The following is an 18235-nucleotide window of genomic DNA, read 5'->3' as shown; positions in this document are numbered from 1 at the left end:
CGCCGCCACAGGCGTCGGCGGCGGCGGCAGCGGCAGCCGCGGCATAGGCGCCGCCGGCGGCAAAGTCACGATCGGCAGGGGCGCGGTAGTGCAGGCAACCTCGGGTCCTGGCGCGAGTTCGGTCGTCGGCAGCAACGGCGGCACCCCGTACGGAACGGTGTCCAACAGCGGCACACTAACCCTGACCGGGAACCAGACCAACTACGGAACCCTGACGAACACCGCAACCGGGCTGATCACCGTCAACACCCGCATGGCCGGCACCGGCCAGGTGACCAACGACGGCACAATCCGCCTCGCCAACGGCGCGTTCGTGTTCTACGAAGAAGCACACATCGAGCATCACGCGTTCCTGGTCGGTTACTCACCCAGCCGGCCGAACAGCCCATCGCAGGTACTCGCCGCCACCTACGATGCCGCCCAGGTTCCGCTGCCCGCACCGCCGGCCGGGCAGGCGTGGTACAGCACCAAGACCTGCATCGGACAGCAGGTCGTGGATAAAAGTACGGACCTGCCGGCGGTATTCGGATCACAGACAGCCAGCCCCGACACCGACGACGCCGCCTCCGGGACATTGAAGCCGAACGTGACCCTCTACGCCAAGGCGAAAGCGGCAGTCACCTTCGACGCCACCGGCGGATCCCCCACCCCGTCGGCGCAGACTGTCGTTTCGGGGTGCACCGCCACCAAGCCCGCGGCGCCGACCCGGACCGGGTACACCTTCGACGGCTGGTCCAGCACCAAGGACGGCTCCCCGTACGACTTCAGCACGCCGGTGACCAAGGACCTGACCCTGTACGCGCACTGGACCGCAGCGGCGGACCTCACAGTCGGCCTCAGCGCCACGGCCGGCCAGTTCCTCCTGCCCGACCTGAAGTTCACCGCCACCACTGGCAACAACGGACCCGGCACAGCCGACAACACCAGCCTGCACATGACCTACCCCAGCGGACTCGGCAACGTCACACCCGATGACCGCGCTGCCTGCACCGTCGACACCAGCACCCGCACCATCACCTGCGACCTCGGGAGCCTCCCCACAGGCACCAACAGCACCCACACCGTGACCTTCCAGGCCGAGCTCCTCGCCCTCGGAACACAAACCGTCACCGCCACCGTCAACAGCACCACCCCTGACCCCAACTTCGCCAACAACACCGCCAGCGCAAGCTGTACCGTGGTCGCTCGGCTTAGTGCCACCTGCTAAACCACAGAAACCACGAGAATCCTCCTTCCCGCTGCCAGCAATCTCGACAGTCGCCGGCAGCGGGAAGGAATTGAAATTGTCGAGGCACTCTTACCCGCAGGCACGGCTTTCAGTGATCATCCGGGCGTCGAGTCCTGATGATCACGTGCGAGAGCCGTGCCTGCTCCCGCATCATCCCTGATTCCCGCCGCACTGAACCAACCGACCCACACACCGGGTCTGCTTGAGGGCCCGGCGCATGCACTGCGCCAGGTCGCTGACCTGCGTGAACACCTCGCCTCGGTGCCCGATCCGCGGCACCGAGGCGAGACACGGCACACGATTACGGCGACCCCGCTGATCGCTGCGGCCGCCGCGCCGACGGAGACGCGCTCGTTCACTACGATCGGCAAATGGGCCGCTGACCTGCCGCAACATCTCCTGGCCGCGGCCGAAGCACGCATCGACCGGCAACGCGGCGTCTATCGTGCTCCCGGTCAAGCCACCTTGCGGCGAGTGCCGGGATTGATCGGTGGAGACGCGCTCGATTGCACGATCGGTACCTGGCCGGCCGACCAGGACGATGATGCTCGGACGATCGCGGTGGACGGCAAAAACCTCCGCGACACCTGCGATGACACGACCAAAGGCGGTGTGCACCTCCCGGCGCCGATGACCCACGACAACGGAATCGTTGTGGGTCAACGAGAAGTAGACGGAAAGAACAACGAAATCACCCGTTTCCAGCCGTTGCCGTCCACAATGGACACGGCTGGGGTTGTGGTGACCGCCGACGCTTTGCACACTCAACGTGCGCACACCCGCCACCTCGTCGAGAAACTCGGCACGGACCACGTGCTGACAGTGAAGGAGAATCAGCCGCCCTGTTCGCGCGGCTCGACGCACTGCCCTGGGCGGAAATCCCTGTGCGCACAAACAAAATACGGGACATGGCCGTGTCGAGCGACGCTCGATCCAGGTGCAAGCCGCGCCGGAGGGAATTGGATTTCCGCATACAGCCCAAATATTCCTGATCGAACGCTACGTCGCCGACGCCACCAGCGGGACCGACAGCGCGGGCGCCATCCTGGGCGTGATCAGCCTGGATGTTTCGCGTGGCTGACGTGCTGGCTTGATCGGCTTCGGGTTGGGTTTCAACGGCGCCTTGTGGTCCGCGGGCATGATTGGCGGCCCGTTCAGCGGGCTGGCTGCCAAGTTCCACGGGCCCAGTGAGGTGATCTCATCAAGATCGAACCAGTTCGGGTCGGCTGCGCCGGTTCCGTGTGGTGGCAAGGGGATCCGGTGTGAAGACGGGCGTGGAGTCCCTGGTAGAAGAACGCTCACCACAAGTGATCTTCGCCCGAAGGACTCCACGTGATCGCCTATCGTGCCATGCTCGACGTGCCGTGTGCACTCGCCCAGTACCTCAGCCGGTTGCTGAACGCCGAGCGCCGCGAGCGCGGCACCCGACGCCGCAGCCGCGCACTGACCTGCTTCCGGCAGGCCGTGTTCGGGTTGCGCTGGTTCCGGGAGGACCGGGACGTATCCGCGCTGGCGCGAGACTGCGGCATCTCCCGGGCGACCGGGTACCGCTACCTGGACGAGGTCATCGAGGTACTCGCCGGCCAGGCCCCGGACCTGCACGAGACGTTGCAGCGCGCCAAGGACGGCGGTCTGACTCACCTCGTCCTGGACGGCAAGCTGTTCTCCGCCGACCGCGTCGGCGAGAAGACCACCAGCGTCAAAGGTGAGCAGATCGACGCCTGGTACTCCGGCAAGCACCGCGAACAGGGCGGCAACGTCCAAGCCCTGATGGAGCCCGACGGGTTCCCGCTGTGGCTCTCGGAGGTCGAACCCGGCTCCACCCACGACATCACCGCAGCCCGGGAACACGTTCTCGGCGCCTTGTACTGGGCCTACTCCCACCTCGATCTGCCCACCCTGGCTGACCGGGTCGATGGGGCGGGTCGGGGCGTGTGGTGACAACGCTGCGATGGAGTCGTTCTTTTCGTTGCTGCAAAAGAACGTTCTCGATACCCGCCGGTGGCGCACGCGGGAGGAGCTCCGGTTGGCGATCGTGTCCTGGATCGAGACGAAGTACCACCGCAAACGCCGGCAACGGGGGCTGGGCAAGCTCACCCCGGTCGAGTTTGAGGCCATCTACACGGCCACGTCAGCGGCCTGAAAACAGTCAGCTCCGGTGTCAACCGAAGCCTGGGCAGACCCCCTGCTATTTCCGTCCTGGGCGGTTAGCGAATTACCGTCCGCAGTGGATGATGGCCGAAGTGGCGAGTAGAGGTGCAGTCGATGTCGTAGTCGACACGATAGAAATGTTTGGCCAAAAGGGCAATTTCGGTGCATAAACCGTTTCCGGTGGCTACCGTTGGCGCGACTGGTCGCATTTAGTGACGAGCTGATGGCGACTAACCCACTCGAATGGGTGATGTGCCGTCTTGGGGTACACTCATTGTCGTAGTTTCCCTTCATGGCGAGGTGTTACCGCTCTGGGCTGCCTGTCGGCATTCTGCTAGGTTCCGCTCGTTCCTCGCTTGACGTCGAGCCTGATCGGCGCCGTGGCGCCGGTTGCCTACGCGACTGTCTCTGTTCTTCGAAGGGAAACTTCATGCGTTTATCAGCGTTGCGCGCCGCCGGTGTGGCGGGGCTGGCCGCGGCCGGGCTGTTCGCGGCCGCCGTCCCGGCCCAGGCGGCCCAGGTCGCCGGGACCGGCTCTGCGTATGGCGCCTCGACCACTATCACCTTGGCTTCCGGCGTGAACGTCTCTTCCGGCCAGCTGGCGCCGACCAGCACCGATAGTCCGGGCACTAACAGCGTGGTCGGCAACAGCCTCGTGGGCGACGTGGCCCTGCTCTTGACCGTCGACACCGTCACCAGCACCTCGGAGATCGACGCATCCAACAACGTCACCGAGTCTGGCGGGGTCACGAAGTTGGCTTCGCAGGCGCTACCGCTGACCGCTGAAGTGCTCACAGCGAAGTGCACCGCCAAGGCCGCCGACGTCACCACCACCAACCCCGGTGGCCTGACCGGCTCGTCGACGATCACCGGCCTCACCTTCTTCGGCCAGGCAATCACCCCGACTGGCGAAGTGAACCAGTCGCAAACCATCGCGGGCGTCGGAACGATCATCCTGAACGAGCAGACCACCGATCCGACGGACCAGAGCTTGACGGTGAACGCGCTGCACATCAAGATCGACCCGAATATCGACCCGACCGGCGCCACCTCGGGTGACATCATCCTGGGGTCGGCCACCTGCGGCACCTACCTGGCGCCCGCGGCGCCGACGACGACACCGACGACGGCGCCAAACCCGACGACGGCGCCGCCGACGACGCCGACGACGCCGGGCGGGGACTCGGGGAGTGGTTCGGGCACGGGCACGGTTGTGCCTGAGGGTGCCCCGGAGACCGGTGACGGCTCCGAGGCTGCGGTGACCGCGCCGTGACACGTCCCCGTCCCCGCCTGTTCGCACTGCTGCTGACCCTGCTCGCCGGGCTGGTTCTGGCCGGCTGCGGGGCATCACAACAGGACACAGCCCCGGCCCCGGCCCCGGCGCCGTCGCCGGTCGCCGCCCAGAAGCCGGTCGCGGAGCCGGTCTCGATCGACGTGCCGAGCATCGACGCGCACTCGACGCTGGTGCCGCTGGGCCTGAACCAGGACAAGACCGTGCAGGTACCGCCGGTGGACCAGCCGCTGCAGGCGGGCTGGTACCGGCTGGGGGCCATGCCGGGGCAGGTCGGTCCGGCGGTGGTCCTCGGGCACATCGACGGCAACCACAAGAAGGGCATCTTCTGGCGGTTGCACGAGATGAAGCAGGGTGACCAGGTCGTGATCGGCCGCAAGGACGGGTCGAAGGCCACGTTCACGGTCACCAAGGTCGACCAGGTCGCGAAGAAGGAATTCCCGACCGAGGCGGTCTACGGCAAGACGGCCGGCTCGGAGATCCGGTTGATCACCTGCGGTGGCGCGTTCGACGCGGCCAAGCACAGCTATCTCGACAACATCATCGTCTACGGCACACTCAACACCTGACCTGCCGATCGCGGTACGGGGCCTCGCCGATGCGCATCTGGGCGCAACGACGAGGCCCTTCCTCGTTGTGCCTGTCCGGCAACAAGGTCGGCCGATCAGGCTGCGACGAGGCGACACCCGTCACCCGGTCCACCGCAGCAGCCGCCAGCTTCGTTCACAGCCTCAAAGACCAGCGGCCACGGACCGCGAACCACCGGACGACATCTGAGTGATCGTCGAAGTGTCGTGGCGAAACCATTCGGCCGGAGGTATCGGATGCGGTGGTCGAGCCTGGCGGGCGGTGGCCCGTGGGCGCCGCCACTGGCCCCGATGGGCCGCTGCTCAGCGGACCTATTTCCGCGGTGTTCACCGGCGAACTCGAGGAGGCGGCCGTCCGGTGCTGGGCGGTCGTGGCGGGTCGCCGCCGACTCGCTGGAGTTTGTGCGTGCCCGTTTGATTCCCTTTACGGTTGGGCTGGTTCCCCGTCGGCTTCGCTCGCGGATAATTCGCTGTAGTGGTCCGGAGCGGCGAAGCGGGAACTTCTTGAAAATGATTCGCGTTTTTCTCGGAAACAAGGCAACGGGCGAGCCGATCGACGTGCCCGTGGCGGTGCGTGGAGCGGCCGTCGGGTTCAGCGTGCTCATCGTGGGCGGTCTTGTTCGGCCGGTGGTCAGGTCGTGGGCGCCGGTGCTCGGAATCTGGTGGATTCCGCTGGTGACCGTCGTGGCATTCGCCGTTGCGTCGTGCCGGATCGGCAAGGCGGCCCTTCCTGCCGTGCACGGTGCCGTCGCCGCGCTGTGCAGTTACCTGCTGGCGTTTCCGTTTTCGCTGTTCGTGCCAGCTGGGCGAGATCCCGTCCAGATCCTCCTGATCGCGCTGATCGCCGTGCTGACCGGAAGTCTCGTCGGGTTCCTGCGCGGTCTGATGCGTGCGTAGCGGCGCCGTGCGGGTGCGTGGCAGTTTGCCGGAAGCTTCGCCGAGGAGCGCACCACGACGACGCCGGCAGCCGCACGTCGAGGCCGGGAACAGCGGCCGTTCCCGGAGCCGTCGTAGCGTGTCCGCTCCGGCAAGCCGGCGAGATGGTTCAGCCGATGGGCGACGTCTCTACCTGGACATCGGGCGGGAACCTCTTCTCCCTCTTCTGTCGTCGCCGGGGTCATGGGGCCGACGATCATCGCGGACCTCGGCGCCCGCCGTCGATCCCGTCCGGACCTTCGTCGAGCGCATTCCGTGTACCAGCGTGGGCAAGTTCGACAAGAGGCTGCTGCGTGACGACCAAGCGGAAGGCCGATTGAAAGTCGAGACCCCTTGAATGAGCCAGGTTGGACGGCCACGCCACGGGTCGGCGTTGTACTCGTCGTGACCGTCTGCGGGTGTGTGGTCCACGCCGCGCGGACGAGGTGCGGGGCGGCACGCCGCTGAGGCAAGAGTTCCGGCCTGCCAAGTAGGCTTGATGGGCCGTGGTTTCCTGCCGGGCGGATGGGAAGGCGACGCCCCTCCAACATCTGACCTCGGCTCCGGCACGGAACCGATTCCGTCGCCTCGCACATGTTCGTCCGGAAAGGACACCACTGGTGGGAGATCCGGAGTCAATCGCCAGACGTACCCGATTTGCTTGCCCCCGCAGCCCTGCTTGCAGTGCTCCATGGGAACGTGCGATTGCCTGAATGGGCCATCGCTTCGGGTTGAATTCAGGCCGTTCATGGCGAGTGGGTACCGTCCGCCCATGACCCTCCCCGCACCCAGCCGCCGCTTCACAGCAACCGCCAGCCGACTTGCCGCCGTGTCCGCCGTCGCGCTCGGCGGGGCCAGTGTGCTCGCCGCGCCGACGGCTAACGCGGCACCGGCCGAATGCAAATCCACAACGCAGAACTTCGCCTACACCGGCGGCCTGCAGACCTTCACCGTCCCGGCCGGCGTGACCCAGATCGACATGACGGTCGCCGGCGCCGTCGGCGGCTCCGGCACCGGCCCCGGCGGCCGAGGCGCAGTGATGACGGTCGAGCACGTCCCGGTGAACGCGGGCGCCCCACTCACTGTTCTCGTCGGAGGCGTCGGCGCCAGTAGAAGTTCGGTCTCCCAAGTCGGCGGCGGCGGCGGATCGTTTGTCTACACCGCACCAACGTCCGCGGGCCTGCTTGCCGCCGCCGGCGGCGGCGGCGGCGGAGAAGGCGCCAACGGCGGTGTTGCCGGGAGGGACGCCTCGACCACAACGTCAGGCTCCGCCGGCAGCGGAAGCTTCGGCGGCGTCGGCGGCGATAATGGCACCGGCGGCGAAGGCGGCGGCAACGGTGGCGCTGGTGGTGGCGGCGGACTTCTCAGCAACGGCGGCAACGGCGTCGACGTCTTGTCCGGCGGTGGCGATGGTGGCAAGGCTGTCGTCAACGGCGGCGGCGGCGGTGGTGGCAACGGCGGCGGCTTCGGCGGCGGTGGCGGCGGCAGCGCCGGTGGTGGTGGTGGTGGCGGCGGCTACAGCGGTGGCGGCGGCGGTTCCGGTGGCGGTAACTACCTCGACGCTGGTTCTGGCGGTGGCGGGGGTTCCTACAGCGTCGTAACACCGGCCTCGGCTGCCGCGACGAACACCGGCAAGGGCTACGTCGCGTTCACCTATATCGCGCCGGTCACGGTGAGCTTCGACTCCCAGCACGGCACTGCCACGGCAGCGGAAACCGTCTCCTGCGGCGCAACCGTCGCGCAGCCGAGCGCGCCCACTCGGTCCGGGTACACCTTCGCCGGCTGGTACACCGAGGCCGAGGGCGGCACGCCGTACAACTTCGCCACGCACGTCACCAGCAACCTGACCTTGTACGCGCACTGGACCCCCGTCACCCCACCCAGCAGCACGACTCCCGCGCCCCCCCCCCACGTCCAACCCCGCGAGCCCGCCACCGGCCCAGCCCGACCCGGGCAGCACCGCGTTGCCCAAGACCGGCGTCGACAACCCGTGGGGCCTCGCCGGCGTCGGAGCCCTGATCGCGTTGATCGGTCTCGGACTCGTCGTCGTCAGTCAGCGCCGCAGCCATCGCCGGAGTCGTTGACCCCGGGCGGTCACGACCGCCCACGGCGCCCAAGGACCGCGCCGCGCACTGCCCTGTCGTGTGATGCGGACACGACCCGAACGCAAGGAGAAAGCAGCCGCGACGAGGTTCGGATCCATAGCGCTGACCAGGCGGGTGCTGCGAACCGCGGCCGGTGCGCTGCCGGTGGGCCAGGCAGAGCACCGGCCACGGAGCCGACGCCGCGAACTCCGAACAGGTGGGTGCGTCCAGTGCCCGGTCCTCCATTGCCGACCCCAGCTCACGAACTCGTCACTCCGCAACCCTTGTCCGGAATGGACAGTCTGTTGGCCCCCGGGTGCCATCGTTGGCCCATACGGACCAGCGCACAGCGGAGATAATTCCGCAATGTTCAGCGTCGAACGTGAAGAGGCGGGAATTCCGTGAAAAGGACTCGTGACCGGACCGCGGCCAAGCCGGCCTCCTGGATCGAGCGGATCGACGCGCCCGTGGCGGTTCGCGGTGCGTCGACCGGGTTCAGCGTGCTCGTCGTCGGCGGCCTGGCGCAGCCGCTGGCCGCCGCGTGGGTGCCGATGTTCGGCGCCGGATGGCTTCCGCTGGTGGCGGTTGTGGCGTTCGTCGTCGCGTCGCGCCGGATCGGGACCGCGACCCTGCCCGCGCTGCACGGTGGCGTCGCGGCTTTGTGTGCTTACCTGCTGGCGCTCCCGCTCGCGTTGCTCGTTCCCGCGGGGCGCGATCCGGGGCAGATCGCCCTGACCGCCGTTACCGCCGTGCTGACCGGCGGCGTCGTCGGTTTCCTGCGTGGCCGTTCGCGTTTCCACACGCGCGAGTAGCGGCGCCGCACGACTTTCCACCCGGTGCGTGGCGATTCGCGGGAAGCCTCGTTCATCAGATGAGTCCCCGTGCCGACGAACCGACTCCCCAAGCCTGCCGAGGAGCGCACCATGACGACGCACGCAGCCGCACCGCCGAAACCGAAAGGACAGGCACGGCGCACGGCCGGTCGCCGGTCGGCCGCCGCGCGTCCGCTGGCCGAGGCCGGCGAGATGGTCCAGTTCATGGGCGACGTGCTCTACTCGGCGATCCGGCACCCCGTCGGCTACTGGGGCGAAGTGCGTGACCAGATGTTCCAGACGCTCAAGCTGTGCTGGCTCCCGATGATCATCTCGACCACGGCTTTCGGGCTGGGCGCACCGGGGCTGCAGGGCGGCAACATCTTCTCCCTCTTCGGGATTCCGGAACGGCTCGGGTCGTTCTTCATCATGGCCAGCGTCCGCGAGTTCGCGCCGTGGATCAACGCGATGGTCGTCGCCGGCGTCATGGGGACGGCGATCACCGCGGACCTCGGCGCCCGCCGCATCCGTGAGGAGATCGACGCGATGGAGGTGCTCGGCGTCGATCCCGTCCGGACCCTCGTCGTTCCCCGCGTGGTGGCCATGACGCTCATCACCGGCCTGATGGACCTGGTGGCGCTGGCGTTCGGCGTGGTGGGCGGGTACATCGCCGCGGTACCCATTCTCAAGGCGAACAGCAGCGCGTTCTTCGGCAGCTTCTTCGACAACGCGACGACGACCGACATCTGGGCGAGCGTCGTCAAGACCGCGATCTTCGGCCTCATCATCGGCGTCGTCTGCTGCTACAAGGGAATGAACACCGGCGGCGGGCCGATCGGCGTCGGCCGGGCGGTCAACCAGGCCGTGGTGATCGCCTTCGCGGCGATCTGGATCTTCAACGCGGTGTTCACCGCGATCATGCTGGGCCTCAACCCCGACATGCAGGTCTACAAGTGACCGGGGGAGCGCCGAAGCCGGCGGATGTCGAGATCTCGGTCAAGGGCATGGTCACCTCGGTGAAGACCGCCGTCGAGACCGGCGGTGACATCGCCCGGTTCTCCGGCCGGACGATCCGGGCCCTGCCCGACCTCCGGCACTACGCGACCGAGGTCTTCCACCAGTGCGGCGTGCTGATCCTCTCCAGCGGGCTCGTCATCTGGCTCATGCAGCTCGTGATCGGGTACGAGTGCGGGCTGGAGGGCAACTACACGCTCAAGCAGATCGGGGTTCCCCTCTATTCCGGGATCTTCAACGCGTGGTGCGCCATCCGGGAAATGGCGCCGTACATGTGGGGGTACATCTTCGCCGCGAAGGTCGGGTGCGGACTGGTCGCGGAAATCGGCTCCATGCGGATCTCCGACGAGATCGACGCCATGGAGGTCATGGGTGTCAAGTCGCGCAGCTACCTGGTCGGCAGCCGCATCGTCGCGGCGTGGATCGCGATGCCCTTCCTCTACGTCGTCGGGCTCGGGATCATGTACATCGGGGAATTCCTGACCACGGTCAAGATGCTGGGCGGGGTTTCGCCGGGCGGGTACAACTTCATCTTCTGGCTCTACCAGAACCCGCAGGACCTGCTCTTCTCGCTGTGCAAGGTGATGGCGATGGGCACGGCGATCATCTTCGTCGGCTGCTACTACGGCTACAACGCCAGCGGCGGCTCCGTCGGCGTGGGGCGAAGTACCGCGAAGTCGATGATGCTGAACATGGTGCTGATCCACATCATCGGTGTACTGGGAACACAGCTCTTCTGGGGGTTGTCTCCCAACGCGCCCATCGCGAACTGACCGCCCGGCCACCGTCCCCGCGAGGAGAATTCGTTGTCCACATTCGACATTGCCGGCATGCCGACGCAGATCCACAACCACCGCGGCCGGCTGCTGGTCCCTCCGGAAAAACGCACCCACTCGATGGAAGTGCGGAACGTGTCCAAGGCGTTCGGGAGCTTCCAGGTCATGCGCGGCATGAACATCGACTTCGTCGACGACGCCATCACGACGGTCCTGGGGCCGTCGGGCACCGGCAAGAGCGTCCTGCTCAAGCACCTCGTCGGGCTGCTCGAACCCGATGAGGGCGAGATCGTGATCTTCGGTCAGAACCTCTGGCAGATCAGCGAGCAGGAACGCTACGACCTGAGGAAGCGCTTCGGCGTCCTCTTCCAGGACGGCGCGCTCTTCGGGTCGATGAACATCTACGACAACACCGCCTTTCCGCTCCGCAAGCACACCGACATGAGCGAGGCGGAGATCGAACACGTCGTGATGACCCGGTTGACCGAGGTCGGCCTCGAGAAGTCGGTCACCAAGCTCCCCAACGAGGTTTCGGGCGGAATGCGCAAACGTGCCGGCTTCGCCAGGGCACTGGTGCTGAACCCGGACATCGTGCTCTTCGACGAGCCGGACTCCGGTCTGGACCCGGTCCGCACCAGCCTGCTCAACGACCTCATCCTGGACATGCACCGCGAGCACCGGGGCACCTACCTGCTCGTCACGCACGACATCCGCACGGCGCGCAAGGTCAGCGACTACGTCGGCCTGATCTGGAAGGGGCAGGTCGTCCACTACGGCGAGGCCGAAGAGGCGTTCGCGTCGGAAGACCCGTTCGTCCGCCAGTTCCTCGCCGGCGAGTCCGCGGGCCCGCTGGGGATGGACTGACCGATGAAGCGTGCGCTGACGATCGGTGTGGTCGCGGTGGCGGTCCTGGGGGCCGGGACCGCCGCCGCGGCCATGGGCACCGACGACTACCAGGTGGGCGTGCTCCTGGACTCCGCGACGAACGTCGTGCCCGGCGGGACCGTGCAGGTCAACGGGTTCGAGGTCGGCAGCGTCTCGGACATCTCGGTCGAGAGCGGCAAGGCGAAGCTCGTCCTCTCCCTCGAAGGCGACCACGTTCCCCTGCACGACGGCGCGGTGGTGCGGATCGAATGGAAGGCGGCGCTCGGCGAGCGGATGGTGAACATCACCGACGGCCCAGGCGGGAACGCGGCCATCCCCGACGGCGGGCTGATCAAGGGCGAGATGCCGGTGCCGATGGAGTTCGACCAGGTCCTCGCCGCGCTGGACGCACCGACCAGGGCGAAGCTGAGTTCGCTGATCAACCGGCTCGACAGCACGGTCAAGGGCAACGAAGCGGACCTGAACCGGACCGTGCGCTCGGCCGGCCCGGCGGTGGCGGCACTCGGTGAGGTGCTGCGCGGGCTGGGCAGCGACGGACCGGCCATCAAGCAGATGGTCAGCCAGCTGGACACCATGGTGGGCACCCTCGCCGGCCACGAAGCGGACCTGCGCACAGTGGTCGACCAGCTGTCGAAGACGACGTCGCTTACGGCGGAGCAGCACCAGGCCCTCGCCGCTGTGCTCGCCAAGCTGCCGGGAACCCTGCGGACCGCGGGCAAGACGCTGGGGGACGTCCCCGGTGCGGTCGACAAAGCGGTGCCGCTGCTGAAGGACCTCGAGCCGGCCACCGCGAAGCTGCCGGACGTGAGCCGCGACCTGCGTCCGGTGCTGACCGACCTGCGTCCGCTGGTCGCCGAGCTGCGCCCGACGCTGACCGACGCCCAGGCGTTGCTGAACTACACACCGGGACTGCTGGACACCGCGCACGCGACGGTGCCGGGCCTGAACGCCGCGGTCACCGGCCTGCTGCCCGCGCTGAGCTTCCTGCGTCCGTTCACCCCGGAGGCGGCGGGCCTGCTGGCCAACTGGGGCTCGGCGAACGCGAACTACGACAGCAACGGCCACTACAGCCGGATCTTCGTGCAGGCCGGCGCGGGAAGCCTGAACGTCAACCCGGGAATCGTGCCGCCGGGCGTCACCAAGAACCCGACGCCGTTGCCCGGCTCACCGGTCGGCCAGCCCTGGACCGACGCGTTCGGAAGTGGGATTCGATGAGGAACCAGACGCGCCGGCCGTTGTACCGATTGCGGCTGCTCATCGTCGTCGTGGTGGCCTGTGCCGGCGTGACCGGCGGCGCGCTGGGCGCCGCTGACCGGGGCCAGCCCGGCGCGATCACGATCGTCGCCCGGTTCACCGACGCCAGCCCGCTCGTCCCGGGCAACGAGGTCAAGGTCAACGGCGTCAAGGTCGGTCAGGTCGCGGCGATGACCGTGGCCGACGGCGGCAAGGAGGCGGCGGTCGCGCTGAGCCTCGACCCGGCGGCGCTCCCGGTGCACCACGACGCCAAGGTGACGCTCAAGCCGGTGAGCATCCTCGGTGAGCGCTACCTCGACCTGGACCGCGGCACGCCGTCGGCGCCGGTGCTCCAGGACGGCGACACCCTGCCGGCGCGGCAGACCAGCGTCTACACCGACCTGGACCAGGTGCTCAACACCATCGACGACCCCACCGGCCAGTCGCTGGCCGCGCTGGTGACCATGCTCGGCGAAGGCCTGCGGGGCAACGGCCGCAACGCCGACGCCACGATCCAGGCCCTGGCGGGCTCGATGCAGGACACCGACAGCCTGGTGCAGGTCCTCAAGGCGCAGAACGGGCTGCTGACCAGCGTCGTCGACAAGATCGAACCCGTCGCCCAGGCACTGGCCGAGGACAACGGCGCGACCCTGGACGGCCTCCTCTCGGCGGCGCAGACCGCGACCGAGGCGACCGCGAAGAACCGGGAAAAGCTCGAGGCGACGCTCAGCCAGCTGCCGGATACCCTGACCGCCGCCCGGACCACGCTGGGGCAGCTGACCGGGACAGCACAGGCGACGACGCCCGTGCTCCAGTCGATCCGGCCGACGACCGACAACCTCAGCGCGATCTCCGACGAACTCAAGAAGTTCTCCGAGTCGCTCGACCCGGCACTGGCCAGCGCGAAGCCGGTGCTGGAGCGCGCGCAGAGCCTGCTCGACGAAGCCCGCCCGGTGGCCGACGAGCTGAAACAGGCCGGCCCGGACCTGCGGTCCACAGTGGGCGGGGTGCGGCCGGTCGTCACCCAGCTGACCGACAACCTCGGCAACGTCCTGAACTTCATCCGCAGCTGGGCGCTGACCACCAACGGGAGTGACGGCATCTCGCACTACTTCCGCGCGATGATCATCGTCAACCCCGATCTGCTGACCGGGCTCGTGCCCGGCCTCGGCGCCCCGAACCAGGCCCCGGCGCCGACGACCGCGCCGCCGTCCCAGGACGGTGGCGCACCGCCCCTGCCCCTGCCGAGCCTGCCCGGCCTCACGGGCCCGGGCGGCGTCCTGGGCGGGCTGCTCGCTCCGGGCGGGCAGCCCGACGGCAGTGTGACCGGGCTCAGCTCGCAGCAGGAGAGCGGTGTCCTGCAGTTCCTCATCGGTGGAGGTCAGTGATGGCGCGCACGGCCGGGCGCAACCGGAGGTCCCTGCTCATCGGATTCGTGGTTCTCGTCGCGTTCGCGGCATCGGTCGGGGTGGCGATCACGGCGGGCGACGGCCTGCCCGGCCAGCCGACGACGATCGTGAATGCCGCCTTCGCCGACGTGGGCGCCCTGCGCAGCGGCGACGACATCCGCATCGGGGGCGTGCGGGTCGGTCAGGTCGGCGACATCACCCTGACCGGCGACCAGGCGATCGTTCAGCTCAAGTTCGACGGCGACAAGCACATCTACCGCAACTCGAAGGCCGTGACGGCTTCGGTCGGCGCGCGGTCGGCGCTGGGACAGAAGTACGTCGACTTCACACCGGGGACGCCGGACTCGGGCGAGCTGGGCGCGAACGACGTCATCCCGTCGACGAAAACCGAAGGCGCGCAGGAGCTTTCCGACGTGCTGGCGATGCTCGACGAGCCGACCCGCCAGGCGTTGCAGTCGGTGCTCCAGCAGACCGGCGGCGGCGCGGCCGGGCACGAGAAGGATCTCCGGGACGCCTTGGGTGCGCTGCCCGAAGAACTACCGGACCTCGGTACGGTCGCCCGCGCGCTCGCGAAGGACAACGGAACCGATCTGACCGCGATGCTGCGTGCGATCGACAGCCTCGGCGGCCGCTTCGCCGGCCGCCGGCAGGAGATCTCGGACCTGGTCGGCCAGCTGGGAGCCACGCTGGACTCGCTTGCGGTCGATCAGGGGAAACCGCTCGAGGACGTCGTCGACAAGGGGCCGGACACCTTGGCCAAGGTCCGGGGCGCCCTGCAGGCCGTGCGGGGGCCGCTGGCCGACGCCGAGTCCGCGATGTCGTCGCTGCAACCCGGTGCGAGTGCGCTGGGCAAGGCGACCCCGGACGTCCGGAGCGTGCTCCGCGAAGGCGTCCCGCCGCTCGACAAGGTGCCTGGCGTCGCCTGGCAGGCCGAACCCGCGGTCGATGCGCTGACCCAGACCTTCGCCGACGCCCGGCCGCTGGCGCCCGCGGTGCGCGCCGCCGTCGGCTCGGCACACGTGCCGCTGGAGATCCTGGCGCCGTACTCGACGGAGATCGCTTCGTGGTTCTCCTACGCGGCCAACGCGCTCAGCCAAGGTGACGCGGCCGGCCACTTCCTGCGCATCTACCCGCTGTTCAACACCGAGACCTTGACCGGCGCCCTGGGCGCGCTGAAGGACCCGGTTTCGGCACGCAACGCCTACCCCGCGCCGGGGCAGGCGCGACAGGACAAGAAGAGCTCGCTGCTGGGGCCGAGGTGAGGAAGATGGCGTTGCGGATGAAGAACCGCCGGCCGGGCAAGGGCACGCTGTTCCGGTTGGGCGCGCTGTTCGTCGTCGTGGCACTCGTGGCCGGGATCGCCTTGTTCAACAAGGACCGGATCCTCACCACGCTGAAGCCGGGCACCGAACTGACGATCAATTTCGCGCGTGACTACCGGCTCCAGGCGTACACCACGGAAGTGAAGGTGGCCGGCATCCCGATCGGGAAGGTCGTGGACGTCCGGGAAGCGCCGGACGGCTCGGCCGACGTGACGGTCAAGGTGGACGACGACGTGCCCGCCAAGCTCCGCACGGCGCCGTCCGCGGTCATCCGCGCGGCGACGGTGCTGGGCGGGCGGTACTACGTCGACCTCGTCCCCGGTGGCGAGAAGGGCACCTTCGGCGGCGAGATCCCCAAGGAACGCACGCGCGTGCCGGTCGAGCTCGACCAGGTCGTCGACGCCCTGCCGACCGACACCCTCTCGTCGATGCAGAAGGCCGTCGGGAGCCTCGACGGCACCCTGGACGATCGCGGCCGGGCCGCCATCGACCAGCTCCTCGCGGACGCACCAGGGACGCTGGACCCGGCGGGCGACGTGCTCCGCGCCGCGCAGGGCACCCGGCCCCGTCAGGACCTCACCGATGTGGTGACCGGCCTGCAGGGCGCGTCGGCCGCGCTGAACCGGGAACCCGGGCAGCTCGACTCCATCGTCGGGAACCTCGGCAAGGTCAGCACGGTGCTGGGGGAGCGGGCGGGTGATCTCGCCGGGACCCTGCGGGGGCTTCCGGCGGCGCTGGACTCGACCGGCACCGGCCTGTCCCGGCTGGACGGCACGCTGGCCAAGCTGAGCGAGGCCGCCGAGCCGGCGCGGCCGGTGGCCCGCGAGCTGGACGTCGCGCTGCAGCACGCCGGTCCGGTACTGGCGAAGGCACGTCCGCTGGTGACCGACCTGAAGGACCTGCTGACGGACGCGCGGCCGGTCGTCCGGGACCTGGTGCCGGCCGCGCAGGGGCTGACGACCGTGCTCGACGACGTGCGGGGTCCCGTCCTCGACCGGGTGAACGGCCCGATCATGTCGACCGTGCTGTCGCCTTACCGGGGATCCGGTCCCTACGCCAACACGTCCGGCGACCGGCCCCTCTACCAGGAGCTCGGCTACATGTTGTCCAATGTGGACAAAGCGTCGTCGATGACCGACGGCAACGGCGCGGCGATCGCGTTCGAGCCCGGGATCGGTCCCGGGACGCTGGGCGGGCTGCCGATCAGCCTGGAACAGCTGTACGGAAACCTCATGAGGCTCGGACAGCGGCAGGAGGGGCGATGACCCGCGAGCAAAGCCGGATCGGGAAGACCTGGGAGCGCGTCCGCAGCGAGCCGAAGCTCGGCCGGAACGTGCTCACGCTCGCGGTGCTGGTGCTCCTGGGCCTGTCGGTCGGCGGCTACATCATCAGCCGGCAGGGCGCGGGGACGACGACCTGGCCGTGGGAGGACAGGTTCGTCATGCGGGCGGAGTTCGACAACGCCCCCGCCGTCAGCCCCGGCAACGGCCAGGAGGTCCGGATCGCCGGGGTGAAGGTCGGGCAGATCGATTCGGCCTCGGTTTCGGACGGCGGCAAGGCACTGCTCACCCTGTCGATCGACCCGCGGTACAAGGTCTACGACAACGCGCGCACCGTGCTGCGGCCGAAGAGCCCGCTCAACGAGATGTACGTGGAGATCGACCCCGGCGGGCCGCCGGGGAAGGAGATCCCGCCGGACGGCGTGCTCCCGGCGAGCCACTCGCAGCGCCCGATCCAGGTGGACGAGGTGCTCGGGCACCTCGACGGCAACACCCTGAACGCGTTGACCTCCTTGGTGAACGAGTCCGACGCGGCGCTGGCGCACGCCCCCCAGTCGCTCGCCGGCGGGTTGTCGGCGACCGACCGGGTCGCCACCGACCTCAAGCCGGTCGTGACGGCGCTGCAGACACGCAAGGACACCTTGGCCGCGCTCGTCACGGCGTTGGCGCGGATTTCGGCCTCGGTGGGCGGGAACGACGCCCGGCTGGCCGGCCTGGCCAAGAGCTTGCAGGAGACGCTCGGCGCCGCCGCCGACCAAAGCGGACCGCTCAACGCCTCCCTGGCGCAGCTGCCCGACCTCACGAAGCAGCTCAACGAGGCGACGAGCAGTGTGGCCGGGCTGAGCGACCAGCTCGACCCGACGCTCGACAACCTGCGGCGGGCGTCGGGTGAGCTGCCCGGTTCGCTGTCGAAGCTGACGGCGGCCGTGGACCGGGCAGGTGGCCTCGTCGACCAGGCACGCCCGGTCGTGGCGAAGGCGAAACCGGTGGTCGAGGACCTGCGCCCGCTGGTCGGCGACCTCAACGGCGCGCTACCGGACCTGCACGAGGTGACCGGCAGGCTCAACCCGATCACCGCCGCGATCCTGCCGTACCTGAACGATCTCGACGCCTTCGTCTACCAGACGAACTCCCTCACGAGCCTGCACGACGCCAACGGCGGGATCCTGCGAGGCCTGCTCGAAGTCACCCCGAGCAGCCTGGGGATTCCCGGTGTGGGCCCACTGTCCGGCCAGACCCCCCGCTAGG

17 protein-coding genes and 3 pseudogenes are annotated in these 18235 nt (G+C 68.6%); 19 read left to right on the top strand and 1 reads right to left on the bottom strand.

All coding sequences use genetic code 11. From position 1 onward, the window contains the following. From G3I65_RS30195 to G3I65_RS30165, 8 genes and pseudogenes are all read left to right on the top strand, one after another. On the top strand, positions 1-1207 hold a 1207-nt coding region (locus G3I65_RS30195; protein WP_203612547.1), incomplete at its 5' end, for an InlB B-repeat-containing protein. 156 nt (positions 1208-1363) lie between these two features. Beyond that, positions 1364-2014: pseudogene (locus G3I65_RS59135) on the top strand (transposase family protein); the annotation flags it as partial. 151 nt (positions 2015-2165) lie between these two features. Then, entirely contained in the window at positions 2166-2309 is a 144-nt protein-coding gene (locus G3I65_RS57655; RefSeq protein WP_239071543.1) for a hypothetical protein, read from the top strand. A gap of 269 nt (positions 2310-2578) precedes the next feature. Beyond that, the gene (locus G3I65_RS58380) at positions 2579-3169 is read left to right on the top strand and encodes a transposase family protein (RefSeq protein WP_255481966.1); all 591 of its coding nucleotides are present in this window, start codon (positions 2579-2581) and stop codon (positions 3167-3169) included. Further along, positions 3132-3371 (top strand): annotated as a pseudogene (locus G3I65_RS30180) (IS3 family transposase); the annotation flags it as partial. The gene G3I65_RS58380 and the pseudogene G3I65_RS30180, both read left to right, overlap by 38 nt. A gap of 438 nt (positions 3372-3809) precedes the next feature. Beyond that, entirely contained in the window at positions 3810-4652 is an 843-nt protein-coding gene (locus G3I65_RS30175) for a choice-of-anchor P family protein (protein ID WP_160699114.1), read from the top strand. Next, positions 4649-5239: a class F sortase gene (locus G3I65_RS30170; protein ID WP_160699113.1), complete on the top strand. Its 591-nt coding sequence runs from the start codon at positions 4649-4651 to the stop codon at positions 5237-5239. The genes G3I65_RS30175 and G3I65_RS30170 overlap by 4 nt, the downstream gene beginning before the upstream one ends. A 528-nt stretch (positions 5240-5767) precedes the next feature. Continuing rightward, entirely contained in the window at positions 5768-6154 is a 387-nt protein-coding gene (locus G3I65_RS30165) for a hypothetical protein (protein ID WP_160699118.1), read from the top strand. 1279 nt (positions 6155-7433) lie between these two features. Here G3I65_RS30165 and G3I65_RS30160 read toward each other — a convergent pair. After that, the gene (locus G3I65_RS30160; protein WP_160699112.1) at positions 7434-7865 is read right to left on the bottom strand and encodes a hypothetical protein; all 432 of its coding nucleotides are present in this window, start codon (positions 7863-7865) and stop codon (positions 7434-7436) included. Here G3I65_RS30160 and G3I65_RS59130 point away from each other — a divergent pair. The 11 genes and pseudogenes from G3I65_RS59130 to G3I65_RS30105 form a co-directional block, all read left to right on the top strand. Next, a pseudogene (locus G3I65_RS59130) lies at positions 7845-7991 on the top strand (InlB B-repeat-containing protein); the annotation flags it as partial. The gene G3I65_RS30160 and the pseudogene G3I65_RS59130 sit on opposite strands and share 21 nt — an antisense overlap. A 145-nt stretch (positions 7992-8136) precedes the next feature. Further along, on the top strand, positions 8137-8256 hold the full coding sequence (locus tag G3I65_RS59125) for an LPXTG cell wall anchor domain-containing protein (RefSeq protein WP_160699111.1): 120 nt from the start codon (positions 8137-8139) through the stop codon (positions 8254-8256). Between the two features lie 401 nt (positions 8257-8657). Further along, positions 8658-9068, top strand: a complete 411-nt coding sequence (locus G3I65_RS30145; protein WP_160699110.1) for a hypothetical protein — start codon at positions 8658-8660, stop codon at positions 9066-9068. A 111-nt stretch (positions 9069-9179) separates the two neighbouring features. Beyond that, positions 9180-10025 (top strand): ABC transporter permease, encoded by an 846-nt coding sequence (locus G3I65_RS30140; RefSeq protein ID WP_160699109.1) that lies wholly within the window; start codon positions 9180-9182, stop codon positions 10023-10025. A gap of 47 nt (positions 10026-10072) precedes the next feature. Beyond that, positions 10073-10855: an ABC transporter permease gene (locus G3I65_RS30135; RefSeq protein WP_166640755.1), complete on the top strand. Its 783-nt coding sequence runs from the start codon at positions 10073-10075 to the stop codon at positions 10853-10855. 57 nt (positions 10856-10912) lie between these two features. Next, the gene (locus G3I65_RS30130; protein WP_375336733.1) at positions 10913-11722 is read left to right on the top strand and encodes an ABC transporter ATP-binding protein; all 810 of its coding nucleotides are present in this window, start codon (positions 10913-10915) and stop codon (positions 11720-11722) included. A 3-nt stretch (positions 11723-11725) separates the two neighbouring features. Beyond that, positions 11726-12958, top strand: coding sequence for an MlaD family protein (locus tag G3I65_RS30125; RefSeq protein WP_160699106.1), 1233 nt, complete (start codon positions 11726-11728; stop codon positions 12956-12958). After that, positions 12955-14364 (top strand): MlaD family protein, encoded by a 1410-nt coding sequence (locus G3I65_RS30120; protein WP_160699105.1) that lies wholly within the window; start codon positions 12955-12957, stop codon positions 14362-14364. The genes G3I65_RS30125 and G3I65_RS30120 overlap by 4 nt, the downstream gene beginning before the upstream one ends. After that, complete coding sequence (locus G3I65_RS30115; protein ID WP_160699104.1) at positions 14364-15647, top strand: MlaD family protein; 1284 nt, start codon at positions 14364-14366, stop codon at positions 15645-15647. The genes G3I65_RS30120 and G3I65_RS30115 overlap by 1 nt, the downstream gene beginning before the upstream one ends. 5 nt (positions 15648-15652) lie before the next feature. After that, complete coding sequence (locus G3I65_RS30110; RefSeq protein ID WP_160699103.1) at positions 15653-16972, top strand: MlaD family protein; 1320 nt, start codon at positions 15653-15655, stop codon at positions 16970-16972. After that, positions 16969-18234, top strand: a complete 1266-nt coding sequence (locus G3I65_RS30105) for an MlaD family protein (RefSeq protein WP_160699102.1) — start codon at positions 16969-16971, stop codon at positions 18232-18234. Before G3I65_RS30110 ends, G3I65_RS30105 begins: the two co-directional genes overlap by 4 nt. Position 18235: the final 1 nt, after the last annotated feature.

The sequence above is a fragment of the Amycolatopsis sp. SID8362 genome, assembly GCF_010550475.1.
GTDB classification, from domain to species: domain Bacteria; phylum Actinomycetota; class Actinomycetes; order Mycobacteriales; family Pseudonocardiaceae; genus Amycolatopsis; species Amycolatopsis eburnea.
Note: the sequence above shows the minus strand (reverse complement) of the source record. Positions and strands in the feature narration are given on the sequence as shown.